Source organism: Brasilonema angustatum (assembly GCF_059505445.1).
The window spans coordinates 1-18,923 of record NZ_JCACKO010000088.1; the positions used below are offsets into that span (position 1 = coordinate 1).

Consider the following 18,923-nt stretch of genomic DNA (forward strand, 5'->3'; position numbering starts at 1 on the left):
AAGAGCAAGTCAACCAATATTTACAAAACACAGATAATTTACAGTTGTGTGACAGCATTAATCAGGATGAAGAGTTAAGTAAATTAGCTAAAACACCACTTCTGTTAAATATTATTGTACTTTCGGCTCAAGAACTATCAATAGAAACGTGGCAGCGGTTAAAGTCTTCTCAGGAACGCCTAAGCTATCTATTTGAGACTTACATCAGTAGAATGCTGAAACGTAAGTATACAGGTGAACAACCTGAGCCAGAAAAGACTAAACACTGGTTAAGCTGGTTGGCGCAAAGGTTGAAGGATGAAAGTGCAACTGAGTTTTTTATTGAAGGAATTCAACCGAGTTGGTTGAAAAATAAAATTCAAAAAGTTGTTTATAGTTTGATTACACGGGGATTTATAGGAACGTTGATTTCAGGGCTGATTAATGGACTAATTTTAGGACTGATTTATGGACTGATTTATGGGTTGACTTCAGACCTTTTTGGGGTGATTGGAGGGCTGATTTTAGGGTTGATTTCAGGGCTGATTTCAGGACTGATTTATGGGCTGATTTATGGGCTGATTTATGGACTGATTGGAAATATAATAGAAAATAAAATAGAAAAGATTAAATTAATTAATCATCTCATAACTGTTAGGTTAACAACTATAAAATTCATGATATCAGGGCTGATTTATGGGCTGATTAATGGACTGATTTCAGGGGTCATTTCAAAGCCGATTTTAGAGGGGCATTTAGAACGGATTAATGGGCTGATTTATGGGGTGATTTATGGACTGATTTATGGGCTGATTTATGGGCTGATTGGAGATGAAATTCAAACAGTTGAGATTATAAAGTTTTCTCAAAAAAAATCTTCAATTGGACTGATTTTAGGGCTGATTTTTGGCTCGATTTTAGGGCTGATTTCAGAGCCGATTTTAGGGTCGATTTATGGAGTGAATTTAGGGCTGATTTATGGGCTAATTTTTGGGCTGATTTTTGGACTGATTTTTGGAATTGATGGGCGACAAATTGAAAACAAAACTATTCCTAATAAAGGAATTCGCCAATCAGTTATTAACACAGTTATTATATCAACGGTCACTTGTTTATTGGCTACATTAATACTTATTCTATGTATAAAGATATCCAGATGGAACGTAGAGTTAAATTCTAGTCCAGTGTATGGATTAACTATTGGACTGTTCATTGCAATACCTAAAAGTGGAACACCAGCTATCAAACATTTTGTTTTACGCGTAATTCTCTGGGCTAATGGTTACGCTCCTTGGAATTATGCCAAGTTTCTTGACTACTGCACCAATCGCTTATTTCTACAACGAGTAGGGGGCGGCTATCGGTTTATGCATGATTTGTTACGTCAGCACTTTGCCAATTACTCTGTTTCAATGAATCTAGTACCTATTCAAGAAACTACTGTTGCAAGTTGTGTTTTGATTCCAGATTATATTTCATGTAGCAGTTGCGGTCATCATAATTCTACTAATAGCAAGTTCTGTACGCAGTGCGGAATGGAATTGAATAAACTAGATAAGTAGCTCAACATAATTAAATGTAAAATGTCATTGCGAGTAAGTGGGGCATCTCGTAAACAATTAAACTGGTTCAGTTTTTTACGGATTTGACTTTTTAACCAAGACCAGCATTTGTCAATAAAATTGAGAATTTACTTAAGCATGAAGGTTGTGCAAACTTACACAACCCTCGCGATACGCTACTAGAACTCCGAACAAACCTATTCAGAGAAAGTCCCACACAGTTCTTTAACTTCCGCAATATCCACCACTTCCACGTCCCTGTCATAGCTTAGCGCCGCATCTCGGTTTTCTAACAGTATCCGGCTGATAAATGCTCTTTTCTTACGCTCGTTGGAATCGTTGAACAAGGCAGAGCAGATTTGAGCGTAGATTTGACGGTTTAAGTGACCTTTGAATTTATTGACCTTTTTATTACCCTCTTTCACCTCCCAGTCTTTACCGTTAGTGATTTCACACTTATCAGCAAGCTTGTCCATAGCTTCAGCAATATAGCGCGAACACCTGTTATGACTCAGTTTAGCGGCTAACTGTAAGGCTTCTACACTGCGTTCGGTTGGCAAGGTGCGTTTGTTGTGTTCTTCTAACCAAGCGATCGCATCAACAACTTGCTTAGCTACCTTACCCAATACAGGGATTTTCTCAGGATCTACCAATTCCGCAATGTGGCGCTTAAGTTGTCCCTCAAACACGACTGTGGACTCATCTACATAGGTAAACAGTCCCGTTGCCAAAACCTCAGATTGCCGTCTACCAGTGAGCAACATGATTGCTATGGCTACCTCCTTCCATCTGGCAGAATTAGCGCTTATGTGGGATACCTGTTCCATTGCCCATTCCAGGTATGGCAACACAATGATAGCTCGTACATCTTCTTCAGCTTTGTGCGATCGCTCTTGATTCATCTTGTACTTGATCGCGCCAATATCCTTGAAAGCACCACGGACAGCGTTTTCAAAATCATTGTATGTATCTAGCAAGGTGCGATCGTTGACAGGTAGGAATTTATCAACTTCAGGCGTCACAAGTTGTTTTAGGTACTTCATCACGTCTACACGGATTTTCTGAACAGTGCCGGGATGTGCTTTACCTTCAAAACTATTGGAATCGGCATAGCTTTCAATAATCACACGGGCACGGGCGACCAAAATCCCAAACTCAGGCAAGAAGTACTTGCCAGACCTACAAAGGTTTAGCTGGTATTCCCTCAATCCGGTCAGTTCATCGTTTTTTTCAGTGGAGAAGTACAGCTTTTTAGCGATCGCCAGTTTTTCAGCTTCTGAATCCTGATATGGGGTGTCCGTTACTGGTTTTGCTGCTTGTTCTATTGGTGGCGAAATTACTGGTAGTTCGACTACTGGTTCTACTGATGGTTCAACTACTGGCTCTACTGGTGGTTCAAGTACTTGTTCTACTGGTGGTTCAACTACCGATGGTTCAACTACTGGCTCTACTATTGGCGCTTTAGCTTTAGCTTTAGCTATTCTTTTGCTTGTTTTCTTGGTAGGTTCCTGTACTTGTACCACTGGTGTTTCCTCTACGACTGGTTCTACTGTTGGTACTTTAGCTTTAGCTTTAGCTGTTCTTTTGCTTGTTTTCTTGGTAGGTTCTTGCACTTCTACCATAGGTTCTTCCTCTACGACTGGTTCTATGGCTGGTTCTACAACTTGATTTAACTGACCTTCCCATAATGAGATGTGGTGCATCAAAGCATCTTTCTTGCCGTTGGTACGAACCCAGCCAGCAGTTTGTTCTATCCCATGTACGTTGAATATTAGTGTGGGATTCTCTCTCATCATCGATGCAGCCATCTTACGGAGTTCGACAGCTTTGTATTGTTCCAAAAATTCTAGCGATCGTGGCATAGTTGAAATACTTCCTTTTGTGAATTACACCCCAATCGTAACACCCCATTTTAATAAAATCTCATTTTTGAGCATCAAAAATCTGGGGTGTGTACGTGGGGTGTATTTAGTTTTCTCTATGGCACTTGCCTTGAAATAAAATACCAGCAGATCATTCCTAAATCCTTCGTCACCAACCCGTTAACCCAATTGCGGCTGGTATTTTATTTTTACGGTCTCCCCTATGGATTGGTGATTAGCATATTACGTCCTTAGAAGGCTTATTCCGTAGTGTAGTGTTCGGGCAAGTGGTGCAATCGCTTAACAGGCACAAGCTACAGCCTCAGCCTTGACCGTGAGTTCGCGATTCATTACCTATTCTTATGGGCTGAAAATTGTACCGATTATGATTTTCTTATGTCATAATCGGATTTCATTTATGGGATTTGTGATAACACTGGCTGATTATACCCGCCAGTGCTTTTCGTGGTTAAGTCAAGGCTCACAAGTTTTCTTTTGAGTGACGTTTAGCTTCAATCAAATCTTGCAGTAGATTAGCTTCATCTACAGTATAGAAGCGTTGGTCAGGTTCTGAGTTGATTTTGTCCATAAGTGCATGAAAAGCTTCTGTATCGTTTCGATTGTCTAGCAGATAGCGTTTTAACTCAGATTTGCTCATTGCTGAAAAATTAGGTCTAGTCATATCTCCATTTACCATCGCGAGTTATTACAATCCCTGTTTCTTCTCCTGCCAGTATGTAAATGTTTCCCGTTCGCTCATCTAACCTGACAATAAAGATGGGGAGTAGTAACGCTGTCAAGTTTTGGCACAGGATGAAACAGGTTAGATTTTGTTCGGCGGTCGGGTAGCGAGAACTCATTGACGCACCTTTTTAATCGCTATATCCTCTCCATTTAAGGAACTGAGCCTAGCTTCCAACTCCTGACAACGTTCTTCCATCTCGCGTAGCGCACGAATACCAACCAAATCGCCTTTGAGGTACTTTCCCACTAGTTCATCAATGCGACTGCTCAAGTTACCTCCCTTGGATAACCACGCTTTGGTTTCTGGAAGTATGGTTATGTTGCACCTCACTTTCCCTTGGTTCCTTGCCACCGATCCCATTTTTAAATTTTCTAAGGACTTCGGATTTATTTTTCTTGTTGCCACAACATCGTTCTCCATTAATGTGTATGCTTGGATTTTAATTGTAACTTCTTATTTCCAAAGATGTGTATGGTTGGATTTTAACATCGGTTTCTGATTTCCAAAACTGTGTATGTTCGGATAGCTTTTTCCTGCTCCATTAAAATTTTCTCTTTTCTACTTGTGGCTGATTTTGTGGCGCGGCACTCTCCCGCAAACCGTACCCTATCAGCAAGCCCAGACCCAGAAGCGCTACTAGACCGCCAGCAATGACCCTAGGGGAAATGGTGTGATTACGCTTGGAATCGTAGCGGTTGAACATCCACAAAACCATTGCGTACTGGTGAGGATAGAGGTCATGCCACTCACGAGATTTTTTTAGCTTGACGTTGCGGTGTTTGAACTGTCTGTGCAGTGCGTCCTCTATTGCAGCCATATCAGCGACATAGATTGCACGGACTACTTTATAGTTACAAGGTGGCTGACTTGAGTGAAGCGTGTCCAGCCTGTTCTCAACTGACCTGGTTAACCCAATCTTGCAACGGCGCAAGTAAACACCAGGCAAAACACCGTGAAACCCTTCAGCCTCAAGAAGGTAAATCCAACCGGGAACCGAATCGTTTCTTTGTTGCCATGTCATAATGCAGAGATTCCTAATAAATAGTAGCGATTTAATTTGAGGCACACCGAAAGGATTAATTATCCGCCCAGTGCTTTTGGTTACTTTTGCGGTATCAAAGAAGGTAACTCTTTCAACCCTGTGATATTCAGGGTGTGACAGTCTTCAAGAGGGATAATCAAATTATTATCAAGAGTAATATCATCTGCCTTCTTACGTTTTTTAGCAGTGTTAGAGTTCGCTTTTATCAAATATTCACTGATAAATTCCCTAATTACTAAGCAAGAAAAACCACCGCCAGTCAAATAAACTTTTTCGCCGTTCATCAATGAGAACCTAACATTTTTTAGCAACTGCTGAACTTGAGGATTAATTTTCAGCCAGTCATTCATAGCACTAATAAAAGCATTGTAAATGTTGCTGATGTTAGAACCGAAATCATAAAACACTTGCTTAGATTTGGAGGTTCTCAAAGCTTTCTCTAATAACTCAGGATATAGCTGAATGCCTGCATTATCTCTGCTACTCATACTAAGTTGTAGCGTCGCCACTATGGCGTTGATTCCTCCACAATCGGCAATGGTACGCTCTACACAATCCAATTCTCCAAACTCTGTTGAGTAGCTTGTATATGATAAGGTTCCACCACCCATATCTAGAATGTTGATACGTTCGGCTAATTTATCTTTGTTCCATGCTGTAATAGCGCTTCCATAGCCTTCTGGTAATACTTCAATAGCACCTATTACAATTTCAAAAGTGCAATCAGCAAACGTGAATGATTGAATATCTTTGAGTATTTTTTCAATTTCATGCTTGCGCTCTTTGGCTAATGTAAGTACCCGAACCCAACAACGAATCTTAATGTTGTTACTTCCTTGCTTACGTTTTTTGGCAGCTTCAAGTAATAACTTCTTAGCGTGAGTTAGCACCCCTAAAAACCAGATATCAAGATAATCAATTTTGTTACCTTCTCTAGCTTCTAACCATTCCCCTTGATAATAATCGGCTGATTTACCCACAGCATAGTTAGTGTCGCCATAACTGAAGTTACCAATGTTATCAGGACTGATATCACCTTCTACTATTCGTGCTCTAGAGGGAAAGTGAATCATCTGCGTCAATTCGCCAAACATAACCCATGCTTTCGTTTGATTAGCGCCGCTATCAAAAGTAATCTCAATATCATTAAAGGTGTTGCGATTCCGCTTTGTTTTGACCTGTGGCTGATTCTGTAGAGTTTCTTGAGCTAACTGCTCAATTAGTATCTCTGTGTTGTCTGATGGTACAAACCCGTTATTGTGAACTGTCGTTAATTCCATGATTGAACCTCTTTATTGTGGCTGTGTAATCTCTAGTGGCACACCGGGGTATACGAACCCCTCTTATTGCGAATGTATCGAATTGAACAATCCTTAAAACTCTTGGTATATAAGGATTGTTGAAAAGCTTGTTGAATTAATCGATTATTTAAGCTGAAACCATTATTATGTATAGGTTGTAGCGATTAATTCAAAAGTAGATAGTTTGACGTTTTTGTTTTTCACTATCAAGTTAAGTCAATTCTTTGCATAAAGAAGCTGACACATATGGTTCTAGTTGGTATTCTTGAGTGTTTGAATCACCATTTAAAAAATCTACTAATCTGTTGAAAGCGATTTCTATTGAGTTATTAACGTTTATTCGTTCTTCCGTTGCGTATTCATTTAAGGAATCTGAAGGTTTCAAATAAAACACATAAGAATGATTTAAATAAACCTTTAGTTCAAAATCACGACCATTGTTTTTAAAATCAATCCCTATAATATGGGAGTCGATTAATCTAAACATATGCCCAAAACCGCCCCATTCATTAAATGCAAATAATCTCATTTTCCTTTTCTCCTAACAGTAACTAATTTTGTACAAAACCATCGCTATTGGACGATGGAGAGATGGAATAATCCAACCCAACAAACCCACAAGGAACCGACTTTAACCCTTGATACACAAGGATAAAACCCACTTTAAAAACATTCATTTTTGGTGGGCTGGGCTTGTGGGTTCGTTGGGTTCGACCATGAACCCAACTGAACCGACCTGAACCCTTGATAAACAAAGAACGAACCCAAAATACAACCCGTCGAAAAACCTTCATTTCAGCCATTGTGGGGGTGTTTTTGAAAAACCCTAGGTTTTGACCAACCCAACGAACCCAACTCCTAACGCTGTGAACCCGGATTTGGTGAGGTTTTTGGGTTCCGTGGGTTCGTCCTTTAAAAACAGCGAACCTGTGAACCCGGATTTGGTAAGGGTTTGAGTTTCTATTAGGGAATAGTCTTTAAATATTCTAAAACTGCTTCTTTGATACGCTTGTATTCTTCTGATTTAGATGCCTTAACACCCTTAACAGTTTCTATTAATGTAGATATTCCTGAAGTTGTTTTGAGGTTTACAACGTCTTTATTTTTAATAATGAGTGATTTGTCAGCATCACTCAATAGCTCCCGTTCAATTATCATAGAGGGGCTGTAGAGTTGATTTCCTAGAGTAACTGTTATAGGGTCTATATCTTCTAGTCCCATAGGTGGGTTACCACTGTCTTGGTATTCTTTATAAGCCCAGTGAGTAGGGTGCTGACACGCCACACCGCGCCCATTAAAGATGGTTAAGACTGGATACGCGACAGAGTTGATCCAATTAATCTCATGTTGCTTGAGTGCTGGCGCTCCAATCCCATTAACTTTATCCGTTGCGCCACCTACTAAAAACAGTTGATAAAACGCACCTCTAAATTGAGCATCCATCTCAATCGCTTTTGTAGTTTGGCTGTGATTACCTAGCAAAATTATGATGCTTAACTTTCTACCTTCTACCGCTGCTTGCTTGAGAACTTCCATCACGTCTAAATCATCGGGCGCGTCTTTGATGATTCTGCCAAGTTCGTCTATGGCAATAATCAGTGTTTGGCGTCTGGTCTTGTCCTCACCTCTTAGCTTTAGCTCAGTGTCTAGTTGTCGGATTGCTTCATAAATTTCCTCTAGGTCGTTCAGTTCAATAAACCCTGAATCTGTAAAGCTGCTTGTTTCATCGTCGTGTGGATTGAGTGCAATTCTCATTGTGTCCTCATTGCCCAACCATTGAGAGATTGCTTTCATAGCGGATGTCTTACCCGCGCCAGGGTGACCAGTGATGAGGAAACCGCGTTTAGCTTTGCTCACAACTGATTTACAGTCAGGAATCTTGTCTGTCAGTTCTTCCTTAGAGAGCTTAGGCTTAATCGCCAGTTTGATTTTAGTTTGTAAAAGCCCGTACTCACCGTTATAGCTAAAGTGTGGAGGTTCAAGCAGTAGCTCTACATGTTGCTGTACAGAGTCAGAAAACTTGTTTAACTCTTCAATCTTGGTGATATCATCCAAACGACTAGAAGCAAAATACAAGACGGGTTCGTAAGGGTCGTTGTTGATGAAAGCGCGGTCTAACCTTATCCCTTGACTCCAGTAAAATCGAATGATACTGTTACCCACCTTTTGAGCGTCTAGCACATTACTGCGCCATTCTTGCGGCTTCTCAAGCTCATTAATACGCTGATTCAAATCACAGATAGTTTGCTCCATTGTTTGCATACGGCTAACTGAGTGTTTCGCGTGGTTGAGTACTTCTGAAAATTCACCCTCATATCTCTCTACCATTTCATTGTTAGAGTCAACCCACTCCTGAGCTATAGCGCGTTTATTCTGCTCTCCTTGCTTTTGAGTTTCTAGTATTTGCGTTTCTGCTTGATGCAGTAAATCACTAATGTATTTTTCATGATTTGTATAAGGTACTGCGTCGTTTACAAAATCCTGTAAAAACCTTATAACAATGGTTTGTCCTTTAATTTTTAAAGAGACACATCTATCTATGATTTCTTCTTGCAGTGACAACCCTACGTCTAATAATTCATCAAATGAATTTAATTCTTCGTAGTTAGACAATTTCTTGATAAATCTATTTCTCAAGTTATCAACTTCTAGTAAGACTTCTTGCAAAAACTCTGCCACTTGTGGGTGATTACGAATCAAAGCATCAAGTAAAGCCTCTACTTTTTTAACAGAGCGAGCGTAAGTATTTTTTACAATATTGTAGGCTTCTGTTGTTGAGAAGTTGCCTACGTTTTGTAAACTGGTTTGAACTTCTTTTAACTCGGCTTCTTTATTAGCAAGAGTTTCACGAACTTTTACTAAATTATCTTCTAGTAATTTCCTTATATCATAATTATGTAAGATAGTGGTATTTAACTGAGCTACCACAGATTTTAAATCAGCAATTTCTTGATTCTTAGTAGTTAGTTCCTCATTTAGAACACTGCTAGATTTTTTAACCAAATTATCTACAGTTGTCTGTAAGTTGGTAACCTGAGTTGATTTTTCAGACAATTCTTTCTCAAATGCCTCTTTAGATTTTAGCCCAATATTAACGGATTGCCCTGTTATTAGTTCGCCTAGCGCCACACCTGCGACAGATGCCCCTACTCCAAAACCACCAAACAATTTAATTGATAGATTGGGGTTTAACACTGCGACTGTAGAAACAATTCCCACGCTAAAGGAAGCAAGAAATATTTTGTTCTTGAGTGAATCTATGGTATTCATAATGATGAAATAATGTTTGTGTATGGAGGGCTTAAGCCCTCCGTTTACTTGATTTTTAGCCGTTACCTTGAATAGAATCTTTTAGATATTTTTGAATAATATCGTTAGTCTGGGCTTTAATTCGCTGTGTTTCAGCGTTCCGTTTACCCTCTAAAGCTTCCAACTTTTCAGCTAGTTGTGTTGTTTCATTCTGGGCAGCAGTGGTCTTTAGCTGCTCTTGTTTGAGACGTTCTTCTGATTGAGATAATTTCTCATTCTTCACGGCAAGCTCAACATTTTGAATATCGAATTCAACAATATTTTGCTGTACCTTAACAGCTTCAGTTGCCCCCTTGATGACGCTTGATTGCGCTTTATGCATTGACTGCTTAGTTTTACCAACTTCCTCTATGTATTTGTAGCCAGCCTGGTAAAGTTGGTGTGCCCTGGTAGCGCCAGCATATTGCATCAATCCCTTAGTTAGCTGTTCTTCAGTAATTTGGGTAGGCAGTTCAGGATTGAGTAAGTCAGAAGGTATTTGCGATTGAATATCCACAACAGGCACGCTAACGCCTCCGTAAGCATCACCGTTTGATTGTGTGAGGTTAGCGGATGCTTTAGCACCTGTAAAACCCGCCACGCTTCCTAGAGCTTGACCTACGTTTTTGACTGCTTCGCCTACTTTTGTAGAGGTATCTGTAACTGTATTGGCAGCGTTAGAAACTGTTTGGGCAACTTGCCTTACTTGAGTAAGCGCCACACCAGCATTTTCAGCTAGTTTTTTAGCCTTTTCACCTACAGAATCAGCTTTTTTCTCGCTTTGGTAGCGTTTAGAACCTGTGATAGAACCGTTTTCTCTTTTTCGTACGGGCATATGTGATACTGTGGATAATGATTAATTAAAACTGTGTTGTCCGTTTCTACGGATGCCCCAAGACCACCCAAAAACCTGATGCTATGGGTGGTTTTGGTGTTTTACTAGTCACCTGGGTTAGTGGTGGCACAACGGTAATTAAACCAAAGTGTGTCCAGTGTGGTGTTAGCTTGCTCAAATTGTTCTGTGAGTATTGGAAATTCAGACGCGACACTGACCCATGCTTCCGACGTTTGAACTTTAGATAATTCATCTAAAAGTGATGCTAGATGTAACCGAATATCCCGTGAAGTTGTGAGGTTTTCCATTTTGTGTATACCTAATAGCTAGTGTGAGGACGAATGCAATTAATGTGATGGATAGCAGAGATTGAAGAATAAGTAACCAGGTTAACCCAGTAACTCGGTCAGTCTGGCTTTTATTGCGTGCTTCCCATTGCGAACGCAGGCTACTATCTGGGCATCCTTGCCCGTTTGCTTTCCCATGTCTGCTTTAGTTTGTGCGATCGCATCCAGTCGAGCATTTAAATTCAGGTTCCGGTTTTCCTGGATGGTCGATTCTGACTGACCAAACAAAGCCCACACCTCGTTATATGACGCTTGGTACGCTTGAATATCCTCAACTGCGGCTATTTGACCCTCAAGCGCGAAATCTTCGGAGCGTGTGCGCTTTATCGCCTCTAAGATTCCGTAATGAAAAGCCTCTTGTACCTTCTGGTCAATTATTACGTCCTCGCCAGTTTCGACAACTTCGCCGGATGTTTCCGTTAGTGCTATGTTTAATGCTTCCGCGTATTCTTGCGCTTGCTCTTGGACAGTGCGCTCGAACCCTTCTGGTAACTCACTATTAGCCGTAAGTTTCAGACTAGGAAAAGCTGTTTTAAGTTCGCTTAGTAATTCTTTGGTGCTGATGCTATATGCGTGGGCTGCTTCATTAACTTTCATGGTAGAAACCTCTTGATTTTGTTGGAGCCAAAAATTTGGTTAGAGAGATGTTGTATATACTTTGCATTCTGCGAGGTGCGCGGATAGCTCTTGGATAACTAGAAGGCAGTCCACACAGTCGGTGAGACTGGTTGGTGGCGCGTCCCATAGACCGGAATTGAGCAATTCTAAGAACTCTGGAGATTGTGCGATACGCGAAGCGTCAAGCCTTTGGCTTATCGCATCTAAAGCCTGTCTTGCATCGGTAATCAATTCATTGATTTTCATTGGTTTTCTCCTTTGATACTTGCAATAAGTCTGTCGCCATAGCTCACGACGAAGATTGAAAAGAGTTGGGATAGGCTTTCTATACCTGTCTGGGCAAGGATATACTCGGCTTTGTCCTTATACTTTGGGGACAAAACGATGCGTGTCTGCGTCATTTGTTTTGCTGGTAGAGTTATTGTGGATTGGGTAGAAGGCTTGGCGGCTTTGGTTGTTCGCGCTACGTCTCTTGATGTCCCTAATATAGCAGTGGGTATAGTAATATGTCAACAGGTAACTGTAAAATAATTTAGAGGTGAGTCGGGTGTAGTAATCTATAGGTACTTATAGCTGTAATTACTATGCCTAACAGCCCTAGAAAAGATAGACCTCGCGTGCAATTCGTTTGTGACCAATGGGTTAAAGAATATCTTGACCAGTGGGCAGACTCTGAAAACCGTTCTGCTAGCAACCTTATAGAGACAATAATTATGGATGCTATTCAAACTAAGCAAAACCAAGGGGAACTACCTACACCCCCACAACCTATAAAACAGAAACCATCTAAGTAGTTATTGGCTTAACCCTTCATTTTTGGGAGCCTTGGCGAATGCTGTTATATATATTGCTCGTTATGTCTGTACTAGTGTGCTGCGTGTATATAATTTTTGAGGCGAACGCAAAGCAAAACCAACGTCTTAGACCCACTATATGGAGGGATCCTGTATATATTCGTACAACACCAGAAGCGAAAAGTCAAACGCCGTTTGACTTTTTTCTTCACAAACCATACAAAATCTCGCTATATTCCTAGATTACTAGACAGTTATATAGTACTAAAAGCCTTTCATAGTAAGAAATTTTCTTGCTATCCCCTTAAAAAATCCCCCCAATTCTATGTGAGAGATGGTAGGATCTGGTTAGCGAACACACTAAAAGACCCCCAAGGCTGGTTCTAGCTCTGAGGTCCTTCTAAAAACAATATTTATTATATATCGCGTCAGGCGAGAACAGAGTTGTTTCCGTTAGGTCACGACTGTATTCTGCTGGACTACGTTATATACAGAGTCTAACATAATTAGTTTTTGCTGGCATCATAGCAAGTCACCAAAAGATAATTTTTAGAAGTTTTTAGAGAGAAAAAAGAGCGGAATCTGGGATACACATGCATACCAGGAGATCCGCGTTGTGAAAAATTCAATAATAAAAAATCAGACAGTTAGAAAATTTAAAAGCGATTTGCGATTTTTATCAAAGATTATTCCTTTTCGAGTAGGGGGTAGTCGCGCATCTAATCCGGCTTGGTTAAACAGCAACTTTCGTCCTAACAAAAATTATAACATTACTTTTGCTTTTAATCCCCTAATGTGGATCAAAAGCCGATATTGTTACAATTCCCGCAGGGGTATGAAAAAGCTTTTCTTTTACAATACCCCTTGGGAAATTGAAACTGGAAAAGCGCTTGTGGTGGGAGGTGCGGCATGAGCTACCAACCGACCAGACTGGGCAATCCATGCTTACACTGCGGCGACACTAAGGGCAACTGCCGCACCCACAAGACTCGCGAGATGCATTTGTGCGTAGGGTTGGCTGGTTCAAGGAAAGGCGAGAAAAGCCATGAATACGTAGTGATAGGTGATACATCTTGTCGCAGATGGGCACAGATGCTACCTGATAACGGCAACTGGTTCGAGGAAGCCAAGAGGAAACATGAAACAAGACGACCACAAGAGCGACAGTTGCAGGAGAAGAGACGACAAGTCGGGCAAAAAGAACGGCAGGAGAGGGCACTATCAGCTGACGAGCGTCATCAGCTTTATTCAAAAGTCCTCGAAGAGTTGCCCCTTGATTCCGCAACCGTTACTGATTTGCGGCAGCGCGACTTTACTGATGAGGAAATATCAAGAAGCAGGATTAGATCCGTTAAACAATGGCAGAAATTAAATAGTCAATACAATCCACAACTACCAGGAATTGGTAAGGATGGTAAATCTTTAGCTGTCCGCAACGATGCATATCTTTGTCCGCTATTTGATTTTGAAGGACGGATTGTTGCGTTTCAACAAAGGTTACATAATCCTCAAGATGGAAATCGCTACCGATGGCTTTCCACTCCTGACCGGGCGACGCTGAAGCTACAGCCAGAAGATGAGAACCCCCTGACAGTGCTTCATCCATCGGGGAATAAACCAGAGGGAATTGCAATTGTTGAGGGTACTGGTTGTAAGCCATTTTTTGTGAGCGAGAGACTGAACCTGCTCACTATCGGCGCGTCGGGCGGTCAGTGGTTGTCGTCTGAGAAGCTTCTAGAGAAGTATATCAAGGCGGCGATTAACAAATATGGAGAGCTTCCTATTAAAGTCTTTCCGGATTCTGGTTGGGCATTAAATTGGCAAGTTAAGCAGCAATTAGTTAATATTTTTGATTGGCTCAAAAACAAGTTTGGTCAATCAAATGTTTTTGTCTCGGACTGGAACCAAATACACAAAAGCCAAGGCGATATTGATGAGTTGCAAAATTTATCAATAGTTAGGAACTTACAGGTTGAATCTTTTCTAAAAAAATATAAGGAGGTATTTGGGGACAAAGGATTTGCATCAAAAAGATATTTGAGTTGGGCAGAAAGCAGGGTCAAACTGAGTGCTGATATGACTCAACATGAACAGTGGCTCAATATCCCTGAAGGTATACAAAATGAGTGTGATATTTTACTCGTCAGGAAAGCTTTAGGAGGCGGAAAAACTCAAGCTCTTATCAAATTCCTCAAACCATTAAATACGGTTTCTTTGTTAGTTGGTTATCGAAACAGCCTGCTCAATAACACAATATCCAGAGCAAACCAGATGGGGTTAAATGCCTTGCATGTCAAGAATACTATGGAGAAGGTGGGAGGGAATTATATCAATTTTGCTGCTGATGATAGTATCAAGCTTTGGGGTGGTTGTGCTGATAGCTTTTTTAAATTTAATGCGGTCATCGACCGCAATCCAGAGTACTACCTGGTACATGATGAAATCTGCTCTGTATTAGGGCATTTAAAGGGTGGTGGCACTTTAAAAGGCAGACAACAACAAGCAATAGAATGGGATGTTAACACCATCAGAAATTCTCGATTCGCTATCATGATGGATGCGAATCTATGTGATAGAGATATAGATTTTATTCGCTTATTGTTTCCAGAAAAGCGTATTAAAGTTTTAGATAGTGTTTATCCTACGACCCCCAGAACCTTCTACTTCACAGAAACAGAAGCATCCTCAAAAGATTACACAATGCTGCCCAAATACTTGCCGTCTCAGTTAATGGAAAAAGCCAAGGCAGCGAATAGGGTACTTTGGATTTCTGACAGTCAAAGGAGTTGCGAAATTGCTGATGAAATCCTCACGAAACAAGGACATAAACATTTTCGACTAGATGGGAAAACCAGCCATGACGAACTGTCAAAACAACTACAGAGTGCTCCCAAAGAATTTATAATAACCGAGAAACTTGACTCATTAAGCCTCAGTCCTAGCGCTGAAAGCGGATTGTCAATTGACCTTTACGGGTATTTCGACGCAGTTTGCTTTGATATTCGTGGAACAATAGGTGTCAATGCTTTAACCCAGCTATCCGCAAGGCTAAGAGATACAAATGTACCAATTTATGTCGCTTGCCCTGAATTTGTAAATATCACAAGTGACCCTTGCCCGTACGTCACAAATGAAGTACATGCGGTTCTTAACCAGAGGATTGACATGTTACTAGCCAAAGCAATGCAAGTTGACAACGAGTTAGTAAATAGTCAGTTCGTGGTCAACATGTTTGTTGAAATGGCACAGAAATTCTCTCAAGACCCTTGGTTTTTAGAATCTTTGAAAGATGCCAAACAGTTAAAGTATGAGCATCAAAACTTAAAGCTTACGCTCAAAACCGCATTAGCTCAAGCAGGACATCGAGTAATCGACTTAGTAGAAACCCCAGATGAGGGACAATACGATGAAGTAGTACAAACCAAGGAATTAGTAAAAAGACGCGAAGCCGAGAAGATTTTTAATTCTGAAAATATTGACTGGGAAAAAGCACAGGAACTCAGCAAGACAGATGTAAACTATGATACTAAATGCGTAATCCGCAAAGCACGGCTAAAGCATCAGTTACCTGGGATTGAACAAACTCAGTCTTGGAACAGCGATTTTGTTTATATGGCACTACTTGATCAACCACAGTTCATAAATAAGCGATGGCGTTTAAAGCAGTTTCAAGATGAACGATTGGCGCAAGCTGTTTTCAAGAGCGAGAAAAAATATAATTTTGAATTCGGCTTTGCACCAACGGACATTTGGAAGTCCACCAGTACTAAGCTAGAAGCACTTAAATTATTAGGGGTCGGCAAAATAATCGAGGCTAATGCCTTCTCGTGCCAAGATGATTGGGTACAGCAAATTGTCAATGAATATTATGATAATCCCGACTGGTTCAATCTGATTGGGATATCAAAAGCCAAGCGAACATTTAATGATGATGGCTCACCTAAAAACCTAAGATACGTCAAAGAGATGGTTGACAGGTTTTTAGATTTCTTTGGATTTGAGAGCAAGCAAAGTAAAAAAACTCGTAATAACAGGTCGTACACCGTGACGACACCGAACGAAGTTAAAGACTACTTACCAGACATTGACAAAAGCCTTGACCATAAAGCCGAAACGATTCTTGAGGAAATGCGGGAGATATCGCTAAAGGAAATTGTCGATAAAGCCGAGCAGACACAACGACAACAGCAGGAATGGGAGCAACAACAAGCCGAACTGAACAAAAGGATGCTAGAAGACCATCTAACTCATACTCACTCCGACTTGGTGGCACTTCCATCGTTAATATCTATAAGCCAAACAGAAGAAGTGCCACACACCGAAGTATACAAGATAGCCACTACTGAGATGGAGCCATTAACTCATACTCACTCCGACTTGGTGGCACTTCCATCGTTAATATCTATAAGCCAAACAGAAGAAGTGCCACACACCGAAGTATACAAGATAGCCACTACTGAGATGGAGGAGTGGAGCAAGCCAGAAAGTATTGCTGATGTGGCTCCGTCGGAGCCACCGAAAAAACCAGTAGCGAGTGCTTTTAAGATTGGCGATCGCGTAACCCATTCCGACGTATACCACTTCCGTGGAAATCAGCATGGTACAGTGGAGGGCTTCAATGATTTTGGAGAGGTGATTATCCGTTGGCTGGAAGATGGCGATAATCAAAAAGCTGCGGCGCACCGCTCCCACCCAGAAAAAAACTTGCGGATGGTCGCATAAACCAGGAACTCTGTAACAGCGCAAATTCAGGTATTTTATATTAATAAAATACCTGAATTTGCCGGAAGTTACTGATAAAATAGAAGAAGTCAAACCTTTACGGATGCTAGATTATAGATACAAAATTTTTCAAAAGCTAGATTGAATGTTCAAATATAAAAGTTTTACAACACACAATTGGAGCTAAGGTAAATGGGTGAATCCAAACGAAGAAAAGAAAACGATCCAAATTTTGGTAAATCAAAAACTGTGTCAATTGACTTAACTAAGCCGAGATTATGGGAGGTAATGTCATACAACGACTTGACAAAGACATACCTGATATGGTGCGAGTACGGAGAAGCCAGGGTAGTCAGTTGTTTGCATTGCAAAACCCAGCTTCAAGAGAACCAAACCTACCTCGGTTACAAAGATATAAAAAATAAAGAACTTATATTGGTTGAACAATCACAATAAAAAATTCAAAACAGGTCATTACATCATAGGTAACTCTCTCGCATCTCTATATCATCCCCTACAACTCGATGTAGTCGTGGGGGATTTGACACAGGCTTGAAGCTTTGCGATCACACAAAAAGTCCCTACTCCGTATCCAACTTCACCGCAATACCACACCCACCTAAGTGGTGGGGGAGTGTGCCAAAATGAGACTAGTCTCAAAGTAGTCTCATGCATAGAAATGATTTAAAGGAAAAAGTCTTAGAGCTATACAACAAGGGAGTTTCAGTCAGGGAAATTGTAAAAGAATCCGGAGTTTCCAGAGCAACTTTATTTCGATGGATTAAAGAAAATGAGATTGTGACGGTAGAAAATGAGATTACGTCGGCAGAAACTGAGACTGTCTCAAAACGACAGATTATACCAGCAGAAAAAGAGGTTTCGTCAGTAGATGAATGGTATGCCCAGAGTCTCCAGCGATGTGTTGAAATCGCCCAATCAAACCGGAAGCTTCAAGACATCTTAACCGAGCGCCTAGAGGCTTTGTTGTTGGATTCTGATGATTTGAATGTAAAGGAACTCACTGCTTTATCCTCTGCCATTGCTCGCCATTGTGAGATTGAATGGCGAGCGCGGGGATTTGATTTCTTGTTTTACAAGTCAAGACGGAATTTACTGTTAGAAAACACAAATAACAACTTTTGAGGAAAAAATTTTGGCGGAATCGAAAAAAGTGCAGCAAATTTTCCAGAAATATTGTGAGTTCCAAGGCTCTCTAGAGTTATTTGCTCAATCGCAGGGAATCAGTCTCAAAAGTTGCACTACTTGGGCTAAAAAGTACGATTGGGAAGTAAGAAAATCAGCATTGATGTCTGGGGTCAAGCCACGTGATCAACATGTAGAATTCATTCGACAAACTCAAGAGAATCTACTTACAGATTCTGATAATTTGCGAAAGACGGTATTGTCTCTAGTAGCAAGGGTTGAGAAGAGTCTGGCAAGTAAAGGGACAATACTTGATCCTGATAGAAGTGTCAGTATGCTCCCGTCCCTCATTGAGTCGTTAATCAAGTGTCACGACTTGTCCTTGAAAGCTTTAGGTGTGGGCGAGGTGCTTAAGGTAATCGATTTACAGCAAAAGCCAGAGGGCGTCCATTCGCAAACACAGCGACCTCAGCTTGCGTTGGCTCCACGGGAGGAAACAACGCAAGATGAGGATAAACACTCAGGCTGAATATAACGGTTCCCCACTTTGGAAGTCGTTCAGGGTGAGGGTGCGACGCCCGGAGCGAAGCGTAGGGCGTCCCAAGGTGTGGACAGGTCTAATCGCGGCAACGACGCCCGGAGCGAAGCGTAGGGCGTCCCAAGGTGTGGACAGGTCTAATCGCGG

Annotated in this window: 19 protein-coding genes; 5 read left to right on the forward strand and 14 right to left on the reverse strand. The window is 41.0% G+C overall.

Annotation, left to right across the window (positions count from 1 at the left end; genetic code table 11):
• Nucleotides 1-1,541 (forward strand): zinc-ribbon domain-containing protein (locus AC5JM2_RS15815; RefSeq protein ID WP_495835825.1); only part of this gene is annotated, 1,541 nt, incomplete at its 5' end.
• Nucleotides 1,542-1,738: 197 nt separating this feature from the next.
• Here AC5JM2_RS15815 and AC5JM2_RS15820 read toward each other — a convergent pair.
• The 14 genes from AC5JM2_RS15820 to AC5JM2_RS15885 form a co-directional block, all read right to left on the reverse strand.
• Nucleotides 1,739-3,403, reverse strand: a complete 1,665-nt coding sequence (locus AC5JM2_RS15820; RefSeq protein ID WP_495835826.1) for a protelomerase family protein — start codon at nt 3,401-3,403, stop codon at nt 1,739-1,741.
• A gap of 481 nt (nt 3,404-3,884) precedes the next feature.
• Nucleotides 3,885-4,085: a DUF6887 family protein gene (locus AC5JM2_RS15825; protein WP_495835827.1), complete on the reverse strand. Its 201-nt coding sequence runs from the start codon at nt 4,083-4,085 to the stop codon at nt 3,885-3,887.
• Nucleotides 4,078-4,263, reverse strand: coding sequence for a DUF6888 family protein (locus AC5JM2_RS15830; protein ID WP_495835828.1), 186 nt, complete (start codon nt 4,261-4,263; stop codon nt 4,078-4,080). The genes AC5JM2_RS15825 and AC5JM2_RS15830 overlap by 8 nt, the downstream gene beginning before the upstream one ends.
• Nucleotides 4,260-4,553, reverse strand: coding sequence for a hypothetical protein (locus AC5JM2_RS15835; RefSeq protein WP_495835829.1), 294 nt, complete (start codon nt 4,551-4,553; stop codon nt 4,260-4,262). Before AC5JM2_RS15835 ends, AC5JM2_RS15830 begins: the two co-directional genes overlap by 4 nt.
• A 136-nt stretch (nt 4,554-4,689) precedes the next feature.
• A complete protein-coding gene (locus tag AC5JM2_RS15840; RefSeq protein WP_495835830.1) occupies nt 4,690-5,169 on the reverse strand; it encodes a GIY-YIG nuclease family protein in 480 nt (159 codons plus the stop codon).
• Between the two features lie 80 nt (nt 5,170-5,249).
• Nucleotides 5,250-6,470, reverse strand: a complete 1,221-nt coding sequence (locus AC5JM2_RS15845) for a hypothetical protein (RefSeq protein WP_495835831.1) — start codon at nt 6,468-6,470, stop codon at nt 5,250-5,252.
• Nucleotides 6,471-6,702: 232 nt separating this feature from the next.
• Nucleotides 6,703-7,020 (reverse strand): hypothetical protein, encoded by a 318-nt coding sequence (locus AC5JM2_RS15850; RefSeq protein WP_495835832.1) that lies wholly within the window; start codon nt 7,018-7,020, stop codon nt 6,703-6,705.
• 22 nt (nt 7,021-7,042) lie between these two features.
• Nucleotides 7,043-7,294 (reverse strand): hypothetical protein, encoded by a 252-nt coding sequence (locus tag AC5JM2_RS15855; protein ID WP_495835833.1) that lies wholly within the window; start codon nt 7,292-7,294, stop codon nt 7,043-7,045.
• Nucleotides 7,295-7,454: 160 nt separating this feature from the next.
• Complete coding sequence (locus AC5JM2_RS15860) at nt 7,455-9,761, reverse strand: ATP-binding protein (RefSeq protein WP_495835834.1); 2,307 nt, start codon at nt 9,759-9,761, stop codon at nt 7,455-7,457.
• 55 nt (nt 9,762-9,816) lie between these two features.
• Nucleotides 9,817-10,614, reverse strand: coding sequence for a hypothetical protein (locus AC5JM2_RS15865; RefSeq protein WP_495835835.1), 798 nt, complete (start codon nt 10,612-10,614; stop codon nt 9,817-9,819).
• A 104-nt stretch (nt 10,615-10,718) separates the two neighbouring features.
• On the reverse strand, nt 10,719-10,922 hold the full coding sequence (locus tag AC5JM2_RS15870) for a hypothetical protein (protein ID WP_495835836.1): 204 nt from the start codon (nt 10,920-10,922) through the stop codon (nt 10,719-10,721).
• An 81-nt stretch (nt 10,923-11,003) separates the two neighbouring features.
• Nucleotides 11,004-11,558: a hypothetical protein gene (locus AC5JM2_RS15875; protein ID WP_495835837.1), complete on the reverse strand. Its 555-nt coding sequence runs from the start codon at nt 11,556-11,558 to the stop codon at nt 11,004-11,006.
• A 39-nt stretch (nt 11,559-11,597) separates the two neighbouring features.
• The gene (locus AC5JM2_RS15880) at nt 11,598-11,825 is read right to left on the reverse strand and encodes a hypothetical protein (protein WP_495835838.1); all 228 of its coding nucleotides are present in this window, start codon (nt 11,823-11,825) and stop codon (nt 11,598-11,600) included.
• Complete coding sequence (locus tag AC5JM2_RS15885) at nt 11,822-11,980, reverse strand: hypothetical protein (RefSeq protein ID WP_495835839.1); 159 nt, start codon at nt 11,978-11,980, stop codon at nt 11,822-11,824. The genes AC5JM2_RS15880 and AC5JM2_RS15885 overlap by 4 nt, the downstream gene beginning before the upstream one ends.
• Nucleotides 11,981-12,163: 183 nt before the next feature.
• Between AC5JM2_RS15885 and AC5JM2_RS15890 the strand changes: the two genes are divergently transcribed.
• From AC5JM2_RS15890 to AC5JM2_RS15905, 4 genes are all read left to right on the forward strand, one after another.
• The gene (locus AC5JM2_RS15890) at nt 12,164-12,373 is read left to right on the forward strand and encodes a ribbon-helix-helix domain-containing protein (protein WP_495835840.1); all 210 of its coding nucleotides are present in this window, start codon (nt 12,164-12,166) and stop codon (nt 12,371-12,373) included.
• Nucleotides 12,374-13,282: 909 nt separating this feature from the next.
• A complete protein-coding gene (locus AC5JM2_RS15895; RefSeq protein ID WP_495835841.1) occupies nt 13,283-17,095 on the forward strand; it encodes a hypothetical protein in 3,813 nt (1,270 codons plus the stop codon).
• Nucleotides 17,096-17,764: 669 nt separating this feature from the next.
• Complete coding sequence (locus tag AC5JM2_RS15900; protein ID WP_495835842.1) at nt 17,765-18,238, forward strand: helix-turn-helix domain-containing protein; 474 nt, start codon at nt 17,765-17,767, stop codon at nt 18,236-18,238.
• A gap of 10 nt (nt 18,239-18,248) precedes the next feature.
• Complete coding sequence (locus tag AC5JM2_RS15905) at nt 18,249-18,767, forward strand: hypothetical protein (protein WP_495835843.1); 519 nt, start codon at nt 18,249-18,251, stop codon at nt 18,765-18,767.
• The last annotated feature ends 156 nt before the right edge of the window (nt 18,768-18,923 follow it).